Source organism: Algibacter sp. L4_22, from assembly GCF_023473045.1.
Taxonomy (GTDB): Bacteria; Bacteroidota; Bacteroidia; order Flavobacteriales; family Flavobacteriaceae; genus Algibacter.
Map to the genome: position 1 here is coordinate 176,059 of NZ_JAMCOK010000004.1, position 24,123 is coordinate 200,181.

Here is a 24,123-nt window from a genome sequence, read left to right on the forward strand (position 1 = left end):
TTTCAAATTTAAATAAATATAAAAATGAGTAAAATACCAATTACTATTGTTACCGGATTTTTAGGTGTTGGAAAAACGACCTTAGTACATAATATGCTAAAAAATGCCAATGGAAAGCGTATTGCTGTTTTGGTAAATGAATTTGGAGAAGTAGATGTAGATGGACAACTAATAGCATCTTCTGATTGTGGTGATGAGGGGTGTAACTTAATTCAATTACCAAACGGTTGTATTTGCTGTACGGTACAAGAAGAGTTTTTACCTTCTATGTTACAATTATTAGAACGTAAAGAAGAAATTGACCATATTGTTATAGAAACATCAGGTTTATCGATGCCAAAACCCTTAGTAAAAGCGGTTAACTGGCCAGATTTAAAACCTCATATTACTATTGATTCTGTGATTACAGTTGTGGATGCAGTAGGAATTGCTACTGGAGAAATTTGTGATAGAGAACGTGTGCAAGCACAACGATTAGCAGATGATTCTTTAGATCATGAAACGCCAATTGAAGAACTTTTTTTAGACCAATTAGGTTGTGCTGATTTAGTTTTGGTAAGTAAAAGAGATTTAGTTGATGACGAGAAATTCGAGGAAATCACTAAAATAATTACTGCTAAAGCAAGACCAAATACTAAAATTATTCCTGTTATAAATGGTGAATTAGATAATGCTTTATTGTTAGGTATTGAAGCTTCTGCTGAGGATGATGTAGATAATCGTCATTCAATTCACGAAGAGCACCATAAACACGGAAATCATCACCACCATAATGATGATGTTAAAACGGTTTTATTAGAATATTCTGAAACAGCAGATATTAAAGCCTTAGTAAAAGAGTTAAAAGCACTTGTAGCACAATACGAAATTTATAGAATTAAAGGTTTTGTAAATATTCCTAACAAGCCCATGCGTATGGTTTTACAAGGCGTAGGTTCTCGTTTTGATTACTATTTTGAAAGACCTTGGGGAGCTACTGAAAATCGTAAAACAAGTATTGTCGTTATTGGTAAAAACATAGAACTTACAGAAGAGAACAAAATAAAGACGCATGCACATAGTCACGACCATGAGCACGGGCATTCTCATTCTCACTAGATAAATAGTTCACTGTTCTATTGTGTTCAAAAAGTAGTTAGGTTTCATGAAAAATTATAAAAAGTGCATTTAATTTCTACCATACCAGGCGGCTGGAATCCAAATGATGAAGGCGTCTTTTACATCGATCAATCTCCTGGAGATATTGTTTTTTTATCTTCAGCAGATTCCGATTTGTTTATGATGAATAATGCCTATAAACTAATCCATGATTCTGTTGTAAACCCACCAATTTTTCGGTTTGCAAACCTTAGTTATTTTAAACAAGAATTAACCATAGATACTTATGTTGATGAGGTGATTTCTTCTGCTAAAATTGTTGTTTTAAAACTTTTAGGAGGAAAAGCCTATTATAATTATCTATGTGAAGCACTTACTGAATGTTGTGAAGAGCATAACATTCAGTTGGTGTTTTTACCAGGTGATAACAAACCCGATTTAGAATTGATGCAATCTTCTAACATTCCGTTAAAAGATGTCGATTTAATTTGGAAATACATTCAGTCTGGCGGACTTGAAAATTGTGAAGCCGCATTACAATTAATCAGCAATAGAATTACAGATGAAGTTGTAATTCCGAATGCGATTAAAACCATTCCCGATTTATTTTTGTATCACCCAAAAGAAGGAATTTATAATTCATCAACTCAAAATAAAGAAAAAAAACAAGCTATTATTTTTGGTTATAGAAGTTATTATCTATCCAATAATTTAGCACCTATACATAGTATTATTGATGCCTTAGAAGCAGAAGAAATTTCTGCAATTGCACTAATGGCTGCGGGATATCGTGAGCATGATATTCAGCAACAAATTTTCGATTTATTAAAATCACATCACATAGAAAAACCACAAATAATTTTAAATACTACCGGTTTTAGTGTACAAGGATTTCATGAAACAACACAAAGTTTATTTGATGTTTTTAATGTGCCTGTTATACAAGCCATCATGGGAAGCTGCAATCGTGAAAGTTGGTTAGAAGGTTCTTTCGGATTACCACCTACGGATATTGCTATGAATATTGCCTTACCCGAAGTTGATGGTAAAATTATATCGAAAGTCATTTCATTTAAAGAATCTATAGAAAAAGATTCGTTAACCGATTCAGAAGTGGTTTCTTATGTACCCAATATTGAAGGATGTGAATTTGTTGCGCAAATGTCTAAAGCTTGGATAAACTTACAGCACAAAAAGAATTCAGAAAAGAAAATAGCATTAGTATTACCAAATTACCCAAATAAAAATAGTCGTTTAGCAAATGGTGTCGGTTTAGATACACCACAAAGTACGTTACAAATATTAACACAATTAGCTGATGAAAATTATAGTTTAGCCGATGATTATCCAAAATCAACAAACGAACTAATAGATAAATTAACCAATGCTGTTACCAACGATTTAGAAACTATAAACACATTAAATGAAAGGCGTACCATTAAATTAGATGCTGGTATTTTTTATCATTATTACAATCAATTATCAGACGAACTTCGTGAGAAAGTAGAAAAACAATGGGGAAAGCCTGAGAAATCACCTAATTACAAAGCAGGTTATTTTTTAATTCCTGGTTTTGTTTCTGAAAATATATTGATAAGTATTCAACCTAGTAGAGGTTATAATTTAGATTTACAAGCCAGTTATCATTCGCCTGATTTACCACCTACACCAGCCTATTTAGCCTATTATATTTGGTTACAACACGATTTTAAAGCAGATGCTTTAGTACATATTGGTAAACATGGGAATTTAGAATGGTTGCCCGGAAAAAGTGTTGCGTTAAGTAAAGAAACTTGTTTTCCCGCTGCTATTTTAGGTCCGATTCCTCATTTTTATCCTTTTATTATTAATGACCCAGGAGAAGGAACTCAAGCTAAAAGAAGAAATCAAGCGATTATATTAGACCATTTAATTCCGCCAATGACAAGAGCAGAAAATTATGGTGATTTATTAAAATTAGAATTATTAATTGATGAGTTTTACGAGTCTGCTTTGGTTGATAAAAAAAGAGCTTCATTAATTAAAGTAAAAATTGAAAATCTTGTAAATGAAAGTCACCTTAAATCTGATTTAAACCAAGACGGAAAAGATATTGATGCTTTATTAGAAGTGATTGATGGGTATTTATGTGAATTAAAAGAATCTCAAATTAGAGGTGGTTTACATATATTAGGAAGGTTACCAATAGAAGAAAAATTAGTAGATTTAATTGTAGCCTTACATCGTTTACCACAAGGAGATTTAAAAGGAATTACGCAATCTTTAGCCGATGATTTACAACTTAACTTTGACCCAATAAATGTTGTTTATTCGGATAGCTTTGAAAAAGAAATATTCGGAATTCATTGCAGAAGTTACGGACAAGCAGTTGAGTTATTAGAAAATAAGGCTAAGAATATCGTTAGTCAATTATTAGATGGAAATCTCATCAATAAAATTGGTGTTGAAACAGCACTAATTATAAAATACATACAACAACATACCTTGCCTGTTTTACAAAAAACAAGTAATGAAATTACGCATTTAATTAAAGGATTAAACGGACAATATATTCCTGCAGGAGGTTCTGGCGCACCAACAAGAGGACGTATCGATATTTTACCTACAGGACGTAATTTTTATTCTGTGGATGTTAGAACGGTTCCTTCAGAAACTGCGTATCAATTAGGTCAAAAAAGTGCACAAAATATTATTGACCGTTATCAACAAGAAAATGGTGAATACCCTACATCTATCGGTTTATCCGTTTGGGGAACCTCAACAATGCGAACAAGTGGAGATGATATTGCACAAGCCTTAGCTTTAATTGGTGTAAAACCCGTTTGGCAAGGAAGCAACAGAAGAGTTAAAGATTTTAAAGTATTATCTACCTTAGAATTGAAAAGACCACGAGTAGATGTTATGCTACGTATTTCTGGATTTTTTAGAGATGCTTTTCCTGATTTAATTTCTCTTTTTAATGCTGCTATTGAAAAAGTAGCCGAATTAGATGAAACGGATGAGCAAAACCCTATTAAAAAACGTGTAGAAGAAGAAAAAAAGCAATGGCAACAAGAAGGTTTGGACGAGAAACAAGCTAATGAAAGAGCTTTATATCGTGTTTTTGGTTCTAAACCGGGTGCTTATGGAGCTGGATTACAAGGTTTAATTGATGGAAAAAACTGGACTACTTCTGACGATTTAGCTCAGGCTTATATTAACTGGAGTGGTTATGCCTATTCTGGTAAAAATAACAGTGGAAAATCTGCTCACGAAACCTTTAAAAAACGATTATCATCTATTGAAGTCGTAATGCAGAATCAAGATAATAGAGAACATGATATTTTAGATTCTGATGATTATTATCAATTTCAAGGAGGAATGACGGCAGCGGTGAATACTGTAAAAGGTTCACAACCCGAAACCTATTTTGGAGATCATTCACGTCCTGAAAATCCGAAGGTAAAATCATTAAAAGAAGAGTTATTAAAAGTATTTCGCTCTAGAGTCGTCAATCCGAAATGGATGAAGGGTATGCAAGACCATGGTTATAAAGGTGCTTTTGAAATGGCAGCAACTATGGATTATCTTTTTGCATATGACGCTACAACAAATTTAATAGAAGATTTTATGTACGAGCAAATTACCGATGCGTATTTGTTTGATGCCGAAAATAAAGCATTTATAGAAGAGCATAATCCTTGGGCTTTAAAAGATATGTCGGAACGTATGTTAGAAGCGATTCAAAGAGGTATGTGGGAAAACCCATCCGAAGAAACTATTGAAGAATTAAAAGAAATTTATAAAAAATCCGATAACATAACAGAATAAAATGAAAACATTTAAGATTCAATCACCAGATAAAGCCATTTTAGAACAATTAGTTCACAAAGTAAATAATAAAACAAAACCTAAAGGATCTCTTGGAATGTTGGAAGAAATTGCTATAAAAATAGGTGTTATTCAGCAAACTTTAAGTCCTAAATTAAGCAAGCCAACTATTGCTTTATTTGCTGCAGACCATGGTATTGCAGAAGAAGGCGTTGTTAACCCTAATCCACAAGAAGTTACTTGGCAAATGGTCTATAATTTTTTAAGTGGTGGCGCAGGTATTAATGTGTTTACTAAACAGCATAACATTGCGTTAAAAGTAATTGATTCGGGTGTAAAATATGATTTTAAGAATTTACCAGGATTAATTGACGAAAAAATTGATTTAGGAACAAACAATTATCTGTATCAACCAGCAATGACTAAAGAGCAAAGTGAAAAGTGCATTGAAAAAGGAGCAGAAATAGCCACTAGAATTTATTCCGAAGGGTCTAATATTATTGGTTTTGGAGAGATGGGGATTGGAAATACAAGTTCAGCATCTTTGTTAATGAGCAAATTGTTAGGGATGTCAATTGAAGATTGTGTTGGAATGGGAGCTGGTTTAGATAGTGATGGCGTTGTAAATAAAAAGCAAGTGCTTAGAGCTGTTATAGAAAAGCACAGTTCGGTATCATCAACAGAAGAAATTTTACAAACGTTTGGTGGTTTTGAAATAGCCATGATAGCAGGAGCTATGCTGCAAGCCGCTGAATTAAAAATGGTTTTATTAATAGATGGATTTATCATAACATCTGCATTATTGGTTGCTTCAAAATTAAACCCAAAAGTTATTGATTATTGTGTTTTTGCACATACCTCTGGAGAGCCAGGACATCAAAAAATATTAGATCATTTTGAAGCTAAACCTTTATTGAATTTAGGGTTGAGGTTAGGAGAAGGCACGGGAGCTGCCATTGCTTTCCCTTTAGTACAGTCTGCAGTGAGTTTTATAAACGAAATGGCCAGTTTTGATGATGTAAACGTGGCTAATAAATAAAATTAATGAAAAGGGAAGTCCAAATATTCTTTACAGCATTAATGTTTTATACGAGAATTCCTATTCCTAAAGGCATTCAATTTAAAAAAGAGTATTCTAAAGCGTCAGTTAAATATTTACCGCTTATAGGTTTGTTGGTTGGTGGGGTTTCTGCTGTGATATTAATTTTGTTACTTACTATTTTGCCAGTTTCTATAGCGGTAACTGTTTCCTTTATTAGTAGTTTGTTACTAACAGGAGCTTTTCATGAAGATGGTTTGGCAGATACTGTTGATGGTTTTGGAGGCGGATGGAATAAAGAAAAAATTCTTTTAATAATGAAGGATAGCACTATAGGTGCTTATGGAGCTATAGCTTTAGTAATGGCACTTTTGTTGAAGTTTCAATTATTAGTAGCTTTGGTCGATTTACCTATGGCACATGGAATTCCTACTTATTATTTTATTTTATTTGTTTCGCTCGCTGGTCATAGTATTAGTAGAGTGTTAGCTGTTAGTGTCATGATTACGCATCAATATGCTCGTATAAATGATGGCACTTCAAAATTAAAATCAATAACTCCAGAAGGTTTAAAGTGGACTAGTCCAGCATTTCTTTTAGCACTTACGTTTGCTTTATTTCCCTTGTTTTTATTTCAAACACCCTATGTGTTTTTGTTACTTTTTCCAATCTATCTGGTTAGAGTGCTTCTTGTCAGGTTTTTTAACAAGTGGATTGGTGGTTATACAGGGGATTGCCTAGGAGCTATTCAACAAATAAGCGAAATTATATTTTATCTAAGCATTTTTATTTTATGGAAATATATTTAATTAGGCATACTACTCCAGATATTGAAAAGGGTATTTGTTATGGGCAGAGTGATATTCCTTTAAAAAATAGTTTTCTAAAAGAAGCTGAAAAGGTTTTGAGGGCAATTCCTAATAGTTTTGATAAAGTGTACTCTAGCCCTTTACAACGGTGTACGCAATTGGCAAATTTAATTTCTCAAGATATTACAAGAGATAAGCGTTTAATGGAACTCGATTTTGGTTCGTGGGAGCTTAAAGAATGGAGCGACATACCAAATAATGAGATACAGCCTTGGTATGATGATTGGGTAAATAAACCTGCTTATAAAGGTGAGTCTTACCAAGAACAACAAAGTCGAGCAGTCGAATTTATAGAAGAAATACCAAATTATTATAGTAAAATAGCCATTGTAACTCACTCAGGAGTTATAAGAAGTTTATGGGCACACTTTAATAATATAGAGTTGAAAAAATCGTTTAATTCCCTAACTATTGAATATGGTGCTGTTTTGAAGGTAGTTTATAACGCTTAGATATGTGAAGAAACTGCATAATTATATTTATTCGAGGAATTAGGTGTTAATCAAATCTATTTTATTTTTTTGCTGTTATTTATCCAAACAAGAATGGAATAGGGAACTTTTTTATTGATACAATAGCAGGTTTACTCTCTATTGTCTGAATTTGATTTCTAAGAACAATGTAGGATTATGCTTTTTAGAACCAAATATTAATTAGAATGTATTCTGAAATAAAATATTAATGGGTTTGCAGGGTTCTGTGCATTTGTAATAATAGAGATATACGAGTAGAATAAAGCATACAAGCAAACTGCCAAGCATGCCATTGAAAGAGTGTAAAACAGAAAAAGATAGGTGTTAATAATGCTTCCGTTTTCTAATGGCATTTATAGTTTTAATCTCGAGTTTTTCAATTTTATCCTTTTTAAATAATACCCTTATATGGGGCAAATTTTCTAAAAATTAATTTGTTAATAGAAGGGAGTTAAAAAGAAAATGCTAACCTTTTTAGTTTTAATAATTCTGAAATTAGCAAATAATCATTATTAAAATTGAATAAATGCTTTTTTTAACTTTGTTTTTTTTGTCAAAAGATAAAAAGCTATTGAAGGCCTTTAGATTTTGGTGTTTTTAATTAGATTTGATAACCAAAAATTAATTAAAGCACTTGTTCAAGATAAAAGACAGGCATACTTTGTCAATAAAAGAATATAAGGATGTTTTCGATTCTTTATATGGTTCGCTATGTGTTTTTTCTACCAATTATGTAAGCGATTTAGAGGTAGCCAAAGACTTAGTTCAAGATGTTTTTATTAAGGTTTGGGAAGATGAAATTGAGTTTAATAATGAACTAGCTATAAAATCTTATTTATACACTTCTGTTAAAAATAGATCGTTAGATTTTTTAAAAAGCAAAAGAGTTAAAACAACCGAACATATGCCGGTGGAAGAGTTAGATCAATTAAATAAAGAGTCTTTTTACTTAAAAGAGGTTATTATAGAAGAAACATCTTCCAGAATAGAAGAAGCTATAAATACATTACCCAACAAATGTGCTCAAATAATTAGATTAAGTATTAAAGATTTATCAAATGCAGAAATTGCTGAACACTTAAAAATATCTGTAAATACGGTTAAAGGTCAAAAAAAAATAGCTTACAAACGTTTAAGGCCTTTATTAAAAAACTACTTCTTTATAGTGGCTTTTGCCTTTCAATCTTCCAATTAAAAATGGGGCACCCGATAATAAGTAATAATCTTATTTGTTAATTTTTTACATTTTATTTAAAAAAAATCATTTTTTTTTAACCCTAGTTTACTTTTTTGTCGTCTTAGTAATAAATAGTGGTTGAAACTAATGATGAACTTTAAGAAAATCATAATATTATCTAAGCAAATAGCGTCTTCTCTTTTGAAAGATAAAAGCGCTAAGGAATTAGAGACTTCTAATTTGTTTTCTGAAGAAGAAAAAGAAGATATTTTAAAAAGACTTACAGAAGAAGATAAAATAGAATCGAGATTACATCTTAAATCAAAAATAGATAGTAAAGCAGATTGGCAAATTATAAAATCTAAACTAGTTATGCCTAAAAAAACGTACCGCTGGCAGTATGCGGCAGCAGCAGCAATTGTTCTAGGAGTGCTATCATCAACGTACTTTTTAAAAGGAAATAGTTTAGGTAATAATATAAACGCACCTATTATTGTCGATAATCAAATAGAACCAGGTATCGATAAGGCTTTATTAACCTTGGAGAGCGGAGAAGTTGTAGAATTGGTTAAAGGCGTAAAGTATGAAGCTGAATACTTAAAAAGTGAAGGAGAAGAACTTGTTTATCAAGAAAATCTAAAAAAACAAGTCGTAGAAGAGGAAATCTCTTTTAACTATTTAAGTATTCCAAAAGGAGGGCAATTTCAAATTACGCTTGAAGATGGTACACATGTATGGTTAAATTCAGAATCTAAATTAAAATACCCTGTATATTTTATAAAAGGAAACCCACGTTTGGTAGAACTTGTTTACGGTGAGGCATATTTTGATGTATCTCCAAGTACCAATCATAACGGCGCCAAATTCCAGGTTATAAGTAAGGGACAAAATGTAGAAGTGTTAGGTACAGAATTTAATATTAAAGCTTATCAAGATGAGGTTAATATCTACACAACTTTAGTAGAAGGAAAAGTAGAAGTGAGTTCTGGTGAGATAAAAGAAAACTTAATACCTAAACAGCAATCGATTTTAAATATAGAAAACAATGTTTTCGCCATAGCTCATGTTGATGTTTATAACGAAATAGCATGGAAGGATGGTGTATTTAATTTTGAAAATAAAACACTTAAAGATATCATGATGGTGCTTTCTAGATGGTACGATATAGATGTTGCTTTCGAGAAAAAAGATTTAGAAACACAAAAATTTATAGGAGCCTTAAAGAAGAATTATAGTATTGAAAAAATACTAACCATTTTTCAGAAAGCCAATATTATTAATTCTTATGAGATTAATAAAAAGTCTGTAATTATAAAATAAAAGCTTAAATTTTTTTAATAGCACTGTAATAAAAAAGGAGAAATAGTTTAAACCGCCAAGCTCAAGACTATTTCTCCGCACTAAATAATTAATCAACTAAAAAAGTTTAATCAACTAATAATTTACAAAGTAATGAAATTTAAATTAATTAGTGCCTGCTCTGTTTCAAGAAAAGGTCTCTTAAACTGTATTATGCGAATATTTGTATTCTTGTTTTGTGCTACAATGTTTGGCTTTAGTTCTAACAATGCGCTATCTCAAAATGCTAAAATCAATATTACGGAAGACCAAGTAGTTACCGTCGATGAAGTTTTTAAAATTATTAAAGAACAATCTAGCGACTACATGTTTATTTATAGGCAATCTCTATTTGAGTTTTTTCCTAAAGTAGAATTGAAAAAAGGAATTATTAAAGTTGATAAACTTTTAACGTTGGCTTTATCGGGAGGGAATGTTGATGTAACGATGATGGATGATAATGTTATCTTAATTAAAGAGAAACCTATCGAGGTTAATAACAAAGAAGCTGGAGAAAAAAATTATGATAAAGTAGAAATAAAAGGGCGTGTATTAGATATAAATAATAAACCGCTTTCTGATGTTAATGTTATAGTTGCCGAGTTAAATATTGGGACATTTACAAATAAAAACGGTGAGTTTTCGTTACAGTTGCCTCATAATAACTTTCTTTTAAATTTAAGCCTTATTGGTTATAAAATAAAAGAGATTGATTTAGCCTTAGAATTAGATTTATCGAATATAAATATAACACTAAAGGAAGATTTATTAGATTTAGATACGGTAGTGGTTACCGCTACAAAAACAGTGAGTAGAGAGGGGACTTCATCTTATAAAATAGGTAGCCAAGCCATGAAGCAAGTACAAGCCATGAACCTGGCAGACGTGCTAAGTTTACTTCCCGGAAATAAAGCACAACAATCCGATTTAACATCAACCAAACAGGCTAACTTAAGAAGCGCTGTAGCTTCTGATGTAAATGCATTTGGAACGGCAATTATTTTGGATGGAGCAGCAATAAGTACAGATGCAAATATGCAAACAAAAAATGCATCGTCCTTAGATGGGGGGAAATCTAATGTTGCTGGAGGTGTAGATTTAAGAAGTATAACATTAGCAAATGTAGAATCTGTTGAGGTTATAGCAGGTGTGGCATCACCCAAGTATGGGAATTTATCGTCTGGTGGAATTTTAGTGAAAAGTAAAGTAGGTAAATCGCCTTATATCGTCTCGACAAATGTGTCTTCTACAAATTATCAGGCATCTATAGCAAAAGGGTATGAGTTAAATAATTATGGTGTTTTAAACTCTGATTTTTCGTATGCTTATTCCTCTGGTTCTCCTACGGAAAGAAAATTATTTTATCAAAGTTTTAATTTAGGATTGAGATGGAAACTCCCGGTGTTTGAAAATTTAGAATGGAATCATTTTACATCTTTTAGAATTGGTCATTCAGATGATGGAAATCGTCATGAACCTGAAGAGGTTTATAAAAACGAAGCAGATGTAAAAAGCACCTCTTTTCAGGCAACACTTTCGGGAGATTTTTCATCGTCTATTTTAGGGAAAGTAAGCTATAATTTTAGTGGTAGTTTAGTTAATCAACATTCGTATTATGATACGTATGTTATTAATGGCCCTTTTCCAATTATCGAGGCTTTAGAGAGTGGTACTTATGCAACAACCTATTCACCAAATGCATTTAATCAAACTAGAGATATTAAAGGACGCCCTGTTAATGTAAATGGCAGAATAGATGCACAACAACACCTTAATTTAGAAACTATAGATTTTAATTTTGAAACTGGACTGCAATACACTTTCGATGATAATACGGGTAGCGGTAGGGTGTCTACAGGTAATATAGCACACTCACAAGATATTGCAGGTAGTAGATCTACAACTTTTGAAAAAATACCAGCATCTAAAACATTTTCAGCATACCATCAAACTGTAATAAAGCGTACAGGTGAAAATTCTAAACAACAACTTAATTTAGGAGTAAGGTATGATAATATGTTGGAACGTTACAATTTGTGGTCTCCTCGTATGTCTTTTTTGTCAAAATATAATAATTTTACGGGACGAGCGGCTTGGGGTGTATCATATAAAGCGCCGGCTATGGTGCAACTTTACCCTGGTCGATCTTATATTGATTATATTAATTTTCAGTATTACGCCGAAAATCCAGACGAGCGTTTGGCTATAGTTAGTACTTATGTTTACCAACCTACGAACGAGCATTTAAAACCTAATTATTCCGATTTAAAAGAAATAGGATTCGATTGGTCCCCAGCCTTCATGAATATCAATTTCACCTATTTTAAAAAAGATATGCGCCGTGGGATTAACACAACAGAAGAATTGATATTACTTCCAAAACCTGTTTATCAAGTAGCAAGTGCTCCCGAGGGCGAACAACCGGTAGTTGAATCTACAGGAGAAGTAAGTAATATTCCAAGAACGGTAAGTGTTATGAAAAATAATGCCTTTACATCTACCGATGGTGTTGAGCTTACATTGAGCCCAGAAAAAATAAAAGCAACCAATACTCAATTTAATTTTAGATATAGTTACTTAGAAAGTTTGGTTACGGATAAAGGATTTGATATTGATAAATCTGCGTACGTTGTTGGTGATAATTCTGTGCGTTACGGGGTGTACGAAAACACATTAACAAAAGCCGTTAGAAGTTTTGGTACGGTAACATTAATACAACATATTCCGTCTTTGAGATTTGTATTAACCCTTTCTGCAGAATTAAACTTTAAAGAAAGTAGCGAGTATATAGGAGCTAGCTTATATCCATTTGCATATTATGATGCCGATGGGAATTATGTTGAAATCCCTGAAGCAAACAGAATGAATTTAGAATTCGCTGATTTAATTAGAGATGAAAATACCTTTACCACCACAGAAACACCTTTCTATAGCAATTTTAATTTACAAATACGTAAAGAATCTAAACAAGGACATTCGTTTAGTTTCTACGCAAATAATGCGCCGTGGTATAATCCAACTTACGAGTTTTTAGGAAGTAAAAGAAGACTTAACATTAAGCTTTCAGTAGGTTTTAATCTCACCTTATTAATTAAATAAATTAACAATTATATAAATCAATAAATTAAGAACATGAAAAAAACAATTTTAAAAAGATTAGGTTTAACAAAACTAATAGCAGCTTTTTTGTTAATTGGGATATCAACGGCATGTAGTGATGATGATGCAGTGGCAAATTTAGGAGATTTACAAGTTCAAATAGAATTGGCTAGTGGTCTTAGTGATATTTCTTTAGATGGTATAGAAATTACAGCAACCCATACTGTAGATAATTCTATTTTAAGTTTAACAACTAGTGCGGACGGTTTGGTAACGTTTTCAAACATTTCAGTAGGTACTTACACTGTAATAGCGTCAAAATCCACAGATGACTATACTTTAAGTGGTACAGCAAATAATATTACTGTTATGAAACAAGTAACAACAACCGCAATTGTTGAGGTTAATGCAGTTAATCAAGATGGAGGTTTAGTTATTAAAGAAGTGTATTCTGCCGGCTCAGGGTACATCACTTTATTTAAAGATGCTTTTGTTGAAATTTTTAATAATTCATCTGAGACTTTATATGCAGATGGCATGTATATCGCAAATTTATTTGGAGATACTGGTGTTTCTGGAGATACCGCATTATCTACAGTTTTAACAGATGACACTTATGTTTACACAGATGTAATGAGCCAAATACCAGGAGTAGGAACCGATTATCCGGTAGAGCCAGGTAAAAGTATTGTAATAGCATTAAATGCTGTTGATTATAAAGAAGGAAGTGCAAATCCAGATGGAGAGTTAGATAATACAGACGCTACGCTAGAACATTATTCAATAGATTGGTTAGAGGCTCAAGGTCGTAGTGGGAATTCTTTTTTTGAATTCGATAACCCAGCAGTTGCAAATATGACTAATATTTACATGTTTGATGAAACTAATTTTTTTAGATTAGGTACTGCTTCAGCTAGTGTAGTTTTAGTTAGTAATGAAGCTGTTTTTAGCGATTCGGATATTGTAGATTATACAGAGCCAGGATCGACATCTACTTTTAAATTAATGAAAATTTCTATTGATCAGGTTGTTGATGGTGTTGATATTTTAGATAATTCTGGTGCGGCAGACTATAAGCGTATACCAGCTTCTGTTGATGGTGGTTTTACTTATGTAAATGCAGATGGAGCAATTTCTTACACGGGGTTAAGTTCTAGAAGAAAAATTGACGAAGTAGCTAGTGCACGTTTTGGTAGAACTATTTTGTTAGACACAAATAATTCAACGGTAGATTTTGAAGCAATAGATTTTCCAGATAAATATGGTTACAACAACTAAAAAAACAAACCATTTAAAAATAGAGAGAATGTGTTTTGCATTCTCTTTGTTTTTTTGTGTGTTAAGTGCTTTTTCACAAACAATAGAGAACGTAAGCAATTTATCTGCTGCTGAGAGGGATTTTCAATTTAAATTGTTTGAAAATCGATATTTTCAAATACCTTCATTATTGAATCAAGCAAACCTTGGTAAGTTTTCTTATGGAGAAGGAAAATATTTGTATTCAGAAGGCGCATTAAGGCATCCACAAGAATATAAAAAACAAAACGGTTTGTATGTGGAAACAGCATCTTTAGCTCCTTTAGAAAACACTAATTGGATTCTATATGGTGGCTTGGAATACCTAAACTCTCGAAAAGAAGAGGTGGAAAATAATCTAACTTATGGAATAAAGGAGTATGGATCTCCTTATTATTTTTTTCAAGAAACCACAGGGTTATGGAACCATCAAAACTATAATTTTGAAGTTAGTGGCGCTAATAGCATTAACTCTAAACTAACTTTAGGTGGGTATTTAAATTATGATACCAACTTTTATTTTAGAAAAACAGATACTAGAAACGAGCTAACGGCATTAAAAATTTTAGCTAAGGTAGCGTTAAGCTATAAACTAAACCAAAAGCACATATTGAGTTTAGCTTTAAGCAATGAGTTTTTTAAAACAGATTCTGAACTTGGTAATAAATTTCCTGAAAACAATACAGAAGCTACTGCTAATTACTATTTAAATACGGGGTTAGGGTCTTACATTAAAAATATTGATAATGGTTTTGAAAGTAAACGAAGTATACCAAACTTACAATTACAATGGCTTTTTAAACATAATAATTCAGATTTGTCAATAGAAAGTTCTACTGGTTACGGACTAGAGCGTTGGATAGATAAAAATATTGTTAGAGTAGAAGAAAATGATGAGTTAACTAAATATAATTTTTTTAGAGAACGGTTAAATATTTACTACAATAGTTATAAAACAAATAAGCTTGTAGCATTGAGTTTAAATGCAGAGTACTTAAAAGGAAAAGCAAAAGTATGGGATGAAAATGGAGCTTACTATAATCAAAATTTTACGAGCACAAGTTATCGTGTTAAAACTGAAGGGAATATTTTATTTTATAATCAGTTTTTAAATAAGTTAAGTATAGGCGTAAATTATTATAATAAAAAGCAATTGGATTTGAATTATGCTTACCAGTTTGATTATCAGTATTTGGAGCCAGAGATATCTTTAGGGATAAATAAAAAGCTTTCTCAAAAAGCAGCGTTTTTTACAGATCTGGGGGTTTTATATCATTTGGTATTAGATATGGAACACGATCCCTTTGCTGCAAATAATATTTTTGTAGACTGGATAGGTAATAAGGTCGCTAATTATACAGATATTGATACGTTTAATGTTAATACCAAAATAGGAGTAGATTTTGCTCTTAAACACAATAATAAATTAGAGTTTTCTATAACTGGAGATTATTTAAAAGCAACCAGTTTATCAAGTAGTGAGGTAAGTTATTTTTCTAAAAACGAAGATTATTTAAGTTTAGTGGCAGGGCTAAAATTATATTTTTAATCCTTCTATTATCATAATTCTGTTTATTTAATATTTTCTAAAACTAAAAAATGAAGGCGTTAATTATTTTAATTATTTTTCTTGTCTCACCATTTACATGGAGCCAAAAGATGAATAATATTCATTTTGAAGAATACGATTTGGCTAACGGTTTACATGTTATTCTTCATAAAGATGTAAATGAACCTAATGTAATTGTTGGTACTAAATATCATGTAGGTTCTAAAAATGAATCTGTAAAACATACGGGTTATGCTCACTTTTATGAACATCTTTTATTTCATGGAACAAAAAACATACCTCAAGGAAAATTAGAGAACATCATTTTAAATGCTGGCGGATACTGTAATGCATATACCAATTACGATGTAACATATTACTATCAATTATTACCAGCGCACGAGTTTAAACTAGGGCTTTGGGTAGAATCTGAAAGAATGTTACATCCCGTAATTACGCAAGAGGGAATTAACCGAGAACGAGAGATTGTAAAAGAAGAAAGGCGTATGCGCTATGATAATAAGCCACTTGGAAATTCTTATTTTGATATGATGTCAAAACTCTATTCTTACAACACCTATGGGCATAATATGATTGGCTCAATGGAGGATTTAAACACAGCTTCTAAGGCAGATTTTGATGCGTTTTTTAAAACTTATTATATTCCTAATAATGCATGTTTAGTGGTTTCGGGTAATATTGATATTGAAGAGACTAAAAAATGGGTTAATCTTTATTTTAAAGATATTCCGAAAGGTAAAAAAATAAAGAGACCTCATAAATTTGATAGGCTATCAGGATTAGAAAAACGTACGGAAATATATGTTAAAGGTTTAACAGATGAGTCTATTTTAATAGGGTATCCTTTAATGCCTCAAAGCGATCCAGATGCTCTTGTAGTACAGGTTTTTACAGCGCTTTTGTCTGGTAATTCTAATTACTCTTATTTTGAAGATAAATTAAAAGTACAAGAAGATACAATTATAAAAAGAATAAATGCATCTGCAGATTTTTGGGAAAAAACAAGTACATTTCGTGTTAACGCTAGTGTTAAAAATGCAAATAGTGAGCAATACTTGCTCGATAAAGTTGAAGCTCAATTAAATTTATTGAAAAACACAACGGTAGATCCGGCTGTATTAAAACAAGTGAAAAGGCAATTTGAATCGGCTTTTGTAGATTATTTTTATCATGCAGAAACCTTTGCAGACAAAGTAACTAACTATTATCATTTACATAAAAACACATCCGATATTAGAAATCTTATAAACCATTTAAATAAAATAACTGTCTATGATATTCAGCGGGTTGCTAAAAAATATTTAGATAAATCTAATCGTGTTGTTATTGTTTATCACCCAGAATAGTTAATCAAAATGAAAACTTTTTATATATTTATTTTTATCCTTTGTAGTCATGTTGTAAGTATGGCTCAAGTAGACCGTTCTTTCCCTCCTAAAGCAGATGAACCCGAAAGTTTAAATGTGGGGAAATTAATTCCAATTAAACTTAATAATGGCCTTCGTGTTTATTTAGCGCCAGTAAAAAATTATCCAAAATTTACAATTTCCGTAAATATAGAATTGCCAGGTTATAATGAAGAAACCAAATTGGCGGAAAAAAATGTTTTAAACGCAGCTTACTCTAGTAAATTATCTAAAAAGTATCCAAAGGGAGAAATAGATTCTATTATCCGTAGCCAAGGAGCAATGCTGAATACAAATATGTATGGAGGCACAATTAAAGGGATGAAAAAGGATGTGGAACAATTACTAGATATGTATGTTGATGCTTTGTTAAACCCTGTAATTACTGCCGAGATAATTAAAGAAAAAAAAGAAGCAGAGTTAACAAAGCGAAAGCATAAATCTCAGAATGAAAATGTTTTAAAAACGTTTTCTATTGAGGCGGTTATAGATTCTTTACTTTTTGGAGCTATAAAGCAAAGTGCTAAAACAACACCTACTGTAAAACCAGAATACAACGGTTTAGCAATTAGCGATGTTGAAAACTATAAAAGGGACAGAATAGTATCAAATAATGCATTAGTTGTTATTATTGGTGATTTTACCGAAAAAGAATGTACTACACTAATGAATCGCTATTTCGGGGCATGGAAATCTGGAGTTTTTTATAGAAGAGAAAAACCTATTACTAAAAAAACAACAACTATTAAACGTCGAAAAGTAATAGTAAAAGATGTTCCAAATGCGGTGCAATCTGAGATTTCTTTTAGATGGAATTTAGAAGACGCATACACCTATTTTGATGACGATATAAAACTACAGGTTTTGAATGAAATTTTTGGGGAAAGTCAATTATCATATTTATATAAAAATTTACGAGAAGAAAAGGGTCTTTGTTACTTTATTAGGTCTTCGGTAGGTAGTTCTGCCAACGGCGGACAAGGCTCTGTTTACACTAGTGTTAGAAACAACCAAACCGCTTATGCAATAGAAAATATTATTTTAGAAATGCTGAGGTTACGCAACGGCAAGGTGAGTGCTTCAGATTTAAAAATAGCTAAAAACAGTTTAATAGGTGAGTACACACGGTCTTTAAACCCTATTGCTCCTATTCCATACATTACATTTGCCATGCAAAAAGATTTATACAATTTACCCGATAATTACTTGCAAACTAAAGTCGAGAAGTTTTATAGTATAAATACCGACGATATTATGGCTATGTCTCAAAAATATATAGATCCTTTTAAATGTGTAATAGTAATAAAAGGTAAAATATCAGAATTAAAAGGGGCGCTAGAAAAATTTGGTGATGTTATTTATTTTGATGAAAACGGGCAAATGATCAATTAAATTATAGTCTTAAACTTAAAACAAAACAAGAAGCAAAATATGAAACATTTTAAAATAATTTTCATCTTATTATTAGTCTTAACCAGTAATATAAAGGCACAAAATAAGCCGGCTTATCAGTTATTTAATGATAGTGGAAAACATGCTGATTATGGAGATATGATAGTCGATCTTGCTAATAGCGATATGGTGTTTTTTGGTGAATACCATACAAATCCTATTTCGCATTGGTTACAACTAGAAGTAAGCAAGAGTTTGTTTGATATCAAAAAAGATTCATTGTTTTTTGGTGCGGAAATGTTAGAGAGTGGTAATCAGTTGGTTTTAAATGAATATTTACAAGGGCTGTATCCGGAAAATAAAATGATACTAGAAATGACTCAAATGTGGGGTAATTATAAAACTGATTACAAACCTTTGGTCGATTTTGCAAAAAATAACAACTTACGTTTTATTGCTACCAACATTCCAAGGCGTTATGCATCTGTGTTGAATAAAAAAGGAATAAGTGCATTAAAAGAATTGAGTCCAGAGGCATTAGCTTTAATAGGTCCAGATCTAGAAAAATATTTTGACCCTACCGTAAAAGCTTATGCAGAAATGGCAGATAATATGGGAGGGCATATACCGCCAAATATGTTAAATATTCAAACGGCTCAGGCTGCTAAAGATGCAACTATGGCGCATTTTTCTCTTAAAAACTTTACTAAAGGAAATTTGTTACTTCACTTCCAAGGATCTTACCATTCAAATTATGGTCAAGGTATTATTTGGTGGGTTAATAAAATAAAACCTGGTTTAACATTAAAATCTATCAGCACAGTTACACAATCGGAATGGGATGTAATGACAGACGAAGAAAAAACAACAATAGCCAATTATATTATTGTCGTTGTTGATAATATGACGCAAACAAAACAATAGTTTTATACAAGCTTGAGAGGAGTAATTAGTTCTGTTTTAGGACAGTTTATTTGCATTGGAAGCGATTATTTTGAAGAAGTAATTCCTTATGGATGGCTAGCACGTTCATCATTTTTTGCTCCAATTGATTTATGTGGTTTTCCAAAAAATGGCTATTGTTTCTATTAATCTCAATGGACAGAAAAACCGATGGCACATATTTTTCCTCATTGGAGTTTAGAAGGTCAAGAAGAAAAAAAAGTAACCGTTTATACGTACACCAATGGAAATCGTGTAGAATTATTTCAAGATGGAAAATCTCTTGGAGTGACAACCAATAACATAAACGATGTAGAGTACCAAGTATTGGTATGTAATTTATAAACTAGGAACCTTAAAAGCAATATCCTATAAAAATAATGAAGTTGTAGCTACGAAAGAAGTTAAAATTGCTGGAAAACCTGCCTTTTCTCGATATGGAAAACTATTATTACCATAATCTTGTGATTCTTTTCGCCAGTGATAAAGCACAGATGGAAAGATATCTAAGTCTTCACAGACTTGCTTAGCATAACTTAATTCTACAGCTTTTTACTTAAATTCTAATGTGCAATGTTTCGGTTTATTTCTAATAATTGCTAAATTAATAACTAACAAACAAATTCTCTCAACTTTGCGTCTAGTCTAATGTCGTAATTCCAGGATGGATGAATACTTTGCTAAGGTGCGTGTTTTAGGGAAAGAGGAGGTAAGCCTTTTCGCTAATCCTATGTTTGTAGATCTTGCAGTTGGTAATTTTTCTTTTAAAGATGTTAGCTCTGCTATTAAGATAAGTATTCCACAGCTTGATGTATCAAAAATGGGTATGACAAATAAAAAGTAAATATACTAGCTGTTAAAACCTTACCTAAATTTCAATTATACAACTTAAAAACCGATATTGGGGAGATAAATAATTTAGAAAGTAAAGAGACTAAATTAATTGAACAATATAAAAGATAATTAGCACAAATTATTTTGAATGAGAGAATTATAAAAGAGGTAGTAAAAGAAAATGAAGGCGCAAAAAGTTGGCCTCAATTAAAATGGATGAGCGATAAATAGTTGAATTGGTTTTTTGTTGTCATACCGGAGTTAGTATGATATAGGAGAATATAATTGTATAATGATGTTACTATGGATTCTAATTGTGATTAAATAATTCAACTTAAAATTTTAAGATAAAAACAGAGAACAAACCTTATTAAATAAATACCTATTATGAAGCAAACACATTTTTATGAATTTCAAAAAACAGATAAAATTAAGAGCTATAAAAGGCTATCTTATATCTTGTTTTTGATTATGCCATTTATCCTTTTTTCCTGTAAAGAAAAAGAGGAGAAAATAGAAGTTAAAAGCAGTAAACCCAACATTGTATTTGTAATCACTGACGACCAAGGGTACGGAGATTTAGGACATACGGGAAATCCAATTATTAAAACACCAACCATTGATAAATTTGCAACCGAAGCTGTAAGTTTAACAAATTACCATGTGGGAACTACTTGTGCGCCAACGAGAGCAGGCCTTCTTACAGGTAGAAATTGTAATAGAAATGGGGTTTGGCATACTATTATGGGCGCATCTATATTGAATCGCGAAGAAGTCACTATGGGGAACGTATTTCATGATAACGGTTACAAAACAGGAATGTTTGGTAAGTGGCATTTAGGAGATAATCACCCTTTTCATCCATATGAAAGAGGTTTTGATGAAGCCTTTTACCATGGTGGTGGTGGTATAGGGCAGACGCCAGATTATTGGGATAATGATTATTTTGATGATTCGTATTATAGAAACGGCATTCCTGAAAAAAAAGAAGGCTATTGTACAGATGTTTGGTTTGATGAAGCTATGAGTTTTATTGAAGCCAAAAAGGACGAGCCATTTTTTTGTTATTTAAGTTTGAATGCACCACACGGACCATATAATGTTCCAGAAGAATATTATAATATGTATAAAGATGAAACAGCAATTAGCGAAAAGCAAAAGCGTTTTTATGGCATGATTTCTAATATAGATGATAACTTCTCTAAATTATTGAATAAATTAGAAACTCTTGGTATAGCGGATAATACCATTATTGTCTTCACTACAGATAATGGAACGGCTAGAGGTTATAGTATAGATGAAGAAACAAATAAACTATTAGGTTATAATGCAGGTATGCGTGGTGTAAAGGGTAGTGAGTACGAAGGTGGACACCGTGTACCTTTCATTGTTAGATGGCCAGATGGCGGTTTAACAGGAGGAAAATCCTTAAACAGTTTGGCGGCACATGTAGATATGTTACCAACGTTAACAGCACTTACCGGACAAAAATTTGAACCTGCTAAAACTATGGATGGCACAGATTTAAGTGCGTATCTTTTAGGGAAAGAAGATGCTCCAAAACGTTATTTAGTTACAGATACTCAACGTGTTCCTTGGCCAGTAAAAGGGAAAAACAGTTGTGTAATGGATGATAATTGGCGCTTAATAAAAGGGAAAGAACTCTATAATATTAATGAAGATCCAGGTCAAAAAAATAATGTTGCGGATGCGCACCCAGAAAAAGTAGCCGAAATGAATGCGTTCTACGAAACTTGGTGGGCCGATGTAATTAAAGAAACCAGATTCTCTGTCATAGATTTAGGTGTAAACGATATGGATGTGCTTACTTGTCATGATGCGAGAACCATCGATTATTATCCACCATGGAATCAACAAATGATTCGTGCAGGAAAACCAATGGAACCAGCGCCGTTTACCGTAAACTTTGTTAAGGGAGGAAAGTATAAATTTCATTTAAGAAGATGGCCATCAGAAAGTGGATTAGCACTTGGTGCAGAAATAAAGGATGGAAAACCAGCAACCTCACATACTGAAGCTATTGTCGATGGAAAATCTATGAAATTTTCTAAAGCTTATGTGAAAATTGGTGATAATATAGTAGATGTTGATGTCGATAATAATCTTGAAGCGGCCGTACTTGAAATGGAAGTTGCCGAAGGTGAAACTGAATTAGTAGCCTATTTTGATATGGAAGATGGAACGCCTTGTAATGCGTTTTATGTTGATGTAGAAAGAGTGAATTAGGAAATCATCATGTACCACAAAAAGCTATCTATTCATTTAGGTAGCTTTTTGTATTTTTAAGGTATGCGTAGAAAGTATAAATTTCATAATCCAACAGCAGCTTATTTTGTTTCGTTCGCCACAGTATATTGGGTAGATGTATTTACAAGGCAAGAGTATTTTTAATATTCTAGTAGAAAGTGTAGACTATTGCAGAAAAGAAAAAGGGATGGCGTTATTTGCTTAGTTTTGCGGGCACTCGTTGCAAACGAGCGCTAGCAGGGGTGGAAGAACATCATGTAGATAAAATAATAATAATGGATAAGTATAAAAATATTGATGAATTAATTGAAAAAATAAATATTCTTCCAATACCAGGAAGAATATATATTGAGAAATCAGATAATTTAAATAAGTCGTTTTTTTTGTAATATCAAGCAAAGAAGCAAAAGATCAAAATATGATTGAAGTAAACAATGGTATGATACCTGAATGTTTCGTTAATGAAAATGTTAAATCATTTTTTGATACAGCTACTTTTGAAGATATTTTGATAGTTCAAAAAGAAAAAAAAGAAGACTCAAGTATTAAAGATTTTATAAAAGCTATTCAGTATTATAGAGAAAATGATACTTTTTTAGAATAAAATCAGATTTTTTAACTACAACTAATTTGTAACGAGTAAAGAATATAAGTAAGCCAAGAATACAACCCCCGCTAGCGCTCGTTTGTAACGAGTGCCGTACGGAGTAAGTACTACAAAAGCATTAAAAATAAAAGCTATCTATTCATTTAGGTAGCTTTTGTATTTTTAAGGTATGAGTAGAAAGTATAAATTTCATAATCCAACAGCAGCATATTTTGTTTCGTTTGCAACAGTATATTGGGTAGATGTACTTACAAGACGAAAGTTAAACATCAATATATAGAATAAAAAAAGCGCAATCCTAGATAGAATTGCGCTGTATATTAAAGGTCTTGCAGTGATATACTTTACAAGAGTTTAGATTGAAATTTAATCCTCTTCTTTTTTAATATATTTACTATATAAACCGTATAAAATTATTAGTACTAAAATCCCTAAAAGAATCTTACCTACAATTTTATCAAAAAAGGAAACACTACCTTCTGTAGGTATTTCTACATTAGCCATTTTAGCAATTTCGGTTAATTGCTCTGGTGTAATATCTAAATAGCTTTCGCCATCGTTAGCATAACCAACAATTACAGGCTCTGTATTACTATAAGATAACCACAGTATATGGCTTTTTACATATCTACTTCCTATATCAAAATAGGTACCGTCTTCTAATTGAAAATCTTCCGTATCGGGTAATTCAACAAGTTTTATTATTTTTTCTTCTGTACCATATGGAATTGGAATACGGGCTTTGGCCATACTTAATTGGCTGTAAAAAACAAATAAAACTAAAAAAACGGGTAATTTAAAACTCATCATATTTATATTTAATTATTAATTTATGTTGAATATTTATAGTGATTCTAAAAACTTACAGGAGCTAATATATGTAATAAAATCTTTATCCTGATGAG

General features: G+C 31.7%; 19 protein-coding genes and 3 pseudogenes. 20 read left to right on the forward strand and 2 right to left on the reverse strand.

All coding sequences use genetic code 11. The annotated features are described in order from the left end of the window. The first annotated feature begins 24 nt into the window (after positions 1–24). The 15 genes from cobW to M4I23_RS12475 all read left to right on the forward strand — a co-directional run bounded on the left by cobW (position 25) and on the right by M4I23_RS12475 (position 19,854). Positions 25–1,098 (forward strand): cobalamin biosynthesis protein CobW, encoded by a 1,074-nt coding sequence (gene cobW, locus M4I23_RS12405; RefSeq protein ID WP_249754597.1) that lies wholly within the window; start codon positions 25–27, stop codon positions 1,096–1,098. Between the two features lie 63 nt (positions 1,099–1,161). Next, the gene (cobN, locus tag M4I23_RS12410) at positions 1,162–4,908 is read left to right on the forward strand and encodes a cobaltochelatase subunit CobN (protein ID WP_249754598.1); all 3,747 of its coding nucleotides are present in this window, start codon (positions 1,162–1,164) and stop codon (positions 4,906–4,908) included. A gap of 1 nt (position 4,909) precedes the next feature. Further along, the gene (gene cobT / locus M4I23_RS12415; protein ID WP_249754599.1) at positions 4,910–5,947 is read left to right on the forward strand and encodes a nicotinate-nucleotide--dimethylbenzimidazole phosphoribosyltransferase; all 1,038 of its coding nucleotides are present in this window, start codon (positions 4,910–4,912) and stop codon (positions 5,945–5,947) included. Positions 5,948–5,952: 5 nt separating this feature from the next. Continuing rightward, positions 5,953–6,756, forward strand: coding sequence for an adenosylcobinamide-GDP ribazoletransferase (locus M4I23_RS12420; protein ID WP_249754600.1), 804 nt, complete (start codon positions 5,953–5,955; stop codon positions 6,754–6,756). Then, positions 6,741–7,268, forward strand: coding sequence for an alpha-ribazole phosphatase (cobC, locus tag M4I23_RS12425; protein ID WP_249754601.1), 528 nt, complete (start codon positions 6,741–6,743; stop codon positions 7,266–7,268). Before M4I23_RS12420 ends, cobC begins: the two co-directional genes overlap by 16 nt. A 682-nt stretch (positions 7,269–7,950) precedes the next feature. Next, the gene (locus tag M4I23_RS12430) at positions 7,951–8,484 is read left to right on the forward strand and encodes an RNA polymerase sigma-70 factor (RefSeq protein ID WP_199269878.1); all 534 of its coding nucleotides are present in this window, start codon (positions 7,951–7,953) and stop codon (positions 8,482–8,484) included. A gap of 129 nt (positions 8,485–8,613) precedes the next feature. Then, positions 8,614–9,786, forward strand: a complete 1,173-nt coding sequence (locus M4I23_RS12435; RefSeq protein ID WP_249754602.1) for a FecR family protein — start codon at positions 8,614–8,616, stop codon at positions 9,784–9,786. Positions 9,787–9,918: 132 nt separating this feature from the next. Next, positions 9,919–12,903 (forward strand): TonB-dependent receptor, encoded by a 2,985-nt coding sequence (locus M4I23_RS12440; RefSeq protein ID WP_249754603.1) that lies wholly within the window; start codon positions 9,919–9,921, stop codon positions 12,901–12,903. Between the two features lie 33 nt (positions 12,904–12,936). Further along, the gene (locus M4I23_RS12445; protein ID WP_249754604.1) at positions 12,937–14,181 is read left to right on the forward strand and encodes a DUF4876 domain-containing protein; all 1,245 of its coding nucleotides are present in this window, start codon (positions 12,937–12,939) and stop codon (positions 14,179–14,181) included. 169 nt (positions 14,182–14,350) lie between these two features. Then, a complete protein-coding gene (locus M4I23_RS12450) occupies positions 14,351–15,748 on the forward strand; it encodes a DUF6850 family outer membrane beta-barrel protein (protein WP_249754605.1) in 1,398 nt (465 codons plus the stop codon). A gap of 110 nt (positions 15,749–15,858) precedes the next feature. Continuing rightward, positions 15,859–17,115, forward strand: a complete 1,257-nt coding sequence (locus M4I23_RS12455) for a pitrilysin family protein (RefSeq protein ID WP_249754606.1) — start codon at positions 15,859–15,861, stop codon at positions 17,113–17,115. Positions 17,116–17,124: 9 nt separating this feature from the next. Further along, a complete protein-coding gene (locus tag M4I23_RS12460; RefSeq protein WP_158850656.1) occupies positions 17,125–18,567 on the forward strand; it encodes a pitrilysin family protein in 1,443 nt (480 codons plus the stop codon). Between the two features lie 39 nt (positions 18,568–18,606). After that, complete coding sequence (locus tag M4I23_RS12465) at positions 18,607–19,491, forward strand: ChaN family lipoprotein (RefSeq protein ID WP_249754607.1); 885 nt, start codon at positions 18,607–18,609, stop codon at positions 19,489–19,491. Between the two features lie 12 nt (positions 19,492–19,503). Next, positions 19,504–19,659 carry a hypothetical protein gene (locus tag M4I23_RS12470; RefSeq protein ID WP_158850654.1) on the forward strand — a complete coding sequence of 52 codons (156 nt, stop codon included), beginning with the start codon at positions 19,504–19,506 and terminating at the stop codon, positions 19,657–19,659. A gap of 21 nt (positions 19,660–19,680) precedes the next feature. Further along, on the forward strand, positions 19,681–19,854 hold the full coding sequence (locus M4I23_RS12475; RefSeq protein ID WP_158850652.1) for a DUF4982 domain-containing protein: 174 nt from the start codon (positions 19,681–19,683) through the stop codon (positions 19,852–19,854). Between the two features lie 87 nt (positions 19,855–19,941). Here the strand turns inward: M4I23_RS12475 and M4I23_RS12480 are convergent. Beyond that, a pseudogene (locus M4I23_RS12480) lies at positions 19,942–20,127 on the reverse strand (transposase); the annotation flags it as partial. Between the two features lie 46 nt (positions 20,128–20,173). On the opposite strand from M4I23_RS12480, the gene M4I23_RS12485 reads away from it, so the two are divergent. From M4I23_RS12485 to M4I23_RS12505, 5 genes and pseudogenes are all read left to right on the forward strand, one after another. Then, positions 20,174–20,353 carry a hypothetical protein gene (locus M4I23_RS12485; protein WP_158850650.1) on the forward strand — a complete coding sequence of 60 codons (180 nt, stop codon included), beginning with the start codon at positions 20,174–20,176 and terminating at the stop codon, positions 20,351–20,353. 377 nt (positions 20,354–20,730) lie between these two features. Then, entirely contained in the window at positions 20,731–22,590 is a 1,860-nt protein-coding gene (locus M4I23_RS12490) for an arylsulfatase (protein ID WP_249754608.1), read from the forward strand. A 63-nt stretch (positions 22,591–22,653) separates the two neighbouring features. After that, positions 22,654–22,813: pseudogene (locus tag M4I23_RS12495) on the forward strand (transposase); the annotation flags it as partial. 216 nt (positions 22,814–23,029) lie between these two features. After that, positions 23,030–23,215 (forward strand): hypothetical protein, encoded by a 186-nt coding sequence (locus tag M4I23_RS12500; protein ID WP_249754609.1) that lies wholly within the window; start codon positions 23,030–23,032, stop codon positions 23,213–23,215. 172 nt (positions 23,216–23,387) lie between these two features. Next, positions 23,388–23,477: pseudogene (locus M4I23_RS12505) on the forward strand (transposase); the annotation flags it as partial. Between the two features lie 107 nt (positions 23,478–23,584). Here the strand turns inward: M4I23_RS12505 and M4I23_RS12510 are convergent. After that, positions 23,585–24,028 (reverse strand): hypothetical protein, encoded by a 444-nt coding sequence (locus M4I23_RS12510; protein ID WP_249754610.1) that lies wholly within the window; start codon positions 24,026–24,028, stop codon positions 23,585–23,587. Positions 24,029–24,123: the final 95 nt, after the last annotated feature.

Bases quoted from the DNA above. Each gene is read 5' to 3' on its own strand.
- cobW (WP_249754597.1), top strand. From the start codon at position 25: ATGAGTAAAATACCAATTACTATTGTTACCGGATTTTTAGGTGTTGGA.
- cobT (WP_249754599.1), top strand. From the start codon at position 4,910: ATGAAAACATTTAAGATTCAATCACCAGATAAAGCCATTTTAGAACAA.
- M4I23_RS12420 (WP_249754600.1), top strand. From the start codon at position 5,953: ATGAAAAGGGAAGTCCAAATATTCTTTACAGCATTAATGTTTTATACG.
- cobC (WP_249754601.1), top strand. From the start codon at position 6,741: ATGGAAATATATTTAATTAGGCATACTACTCCAGATATTGAAAAGGGT.
- M4I23_RS12435 (WP_249754602.1), top strand. From the start codon at position 8,614: ATGATGAACTTTAAGAAAATCATAATATTATCTAAGCAAATAGCGTCT.
- M4I23_RS12440 (WP_249754603.1), top strand. From the start codon at position 9,919: ATGAAATTTAAATTAATTAGTGCCTGCTCTGTTTCAAGAAAAGGTCTC.
- M4I23_RS12445 (WP_249754604.1), top strand. From the start codon at position 12,937: ATGAAAAAAACAATTTTAAAAAGATTAGGTTTAACAAAACTAATAGCA.
- M4I23_RS12455 (WP_249754606.1), top strand. From the start codon at position 15,859: ATGAATAATATTCATTTTGAAGAATACGATTTGGCTAACGGTTTACAT.
- M4I23_RS12460 (WP_158850656.1), top strand. From the start codon at position 17,125: ATGAAAACTTTTTATATATTTATTTTTATCCTTTGTAGTCATGTTGTA.
- M4I23_RS12465 (WP_249754607.1), top strand. From the start codon at position 18,607: ATGAAACATTTTAAAATAATTTTCATCTTATTATTAGTCTTAACCAGT.
- M4I23_RS12475 (WP_158850652.1), top strand. From the start codon at position 19,681: ATGGCACATATTTTTCCTCATTGGAGTTTAGAAGGTCAAGAAGAAAAA.
- M4I23_RS12485 (WP_158850650.1), top strand. From the start codon at position 20,174: ATGGATGAATACTTTGCTAAGGTGCGTGTTTTAGGGAAAGAGGAGGTA.
- M4I23_RS12490 (WP_249754608.1), top strand. From the start codon at position 20,731: ATGAAGCAAACACATTTTTATGAATTTCAAAAAACAGATAAAATTAAG.
- M4I23_RS12500 (WP_249754609.1), top strand. From the start codon at position 23,030: ATGATTGAAGTAAACAATGGTATGATACCTGAATGTTTCGTTAATGAA.
- M4I23_RS12510 (WP_249754610.1), bottom strand. From the start codon at position 24,028: ATGATGAGTTTTAAATTACCCGTTTTTTTAGTTTTATTTGTTTTTTAC.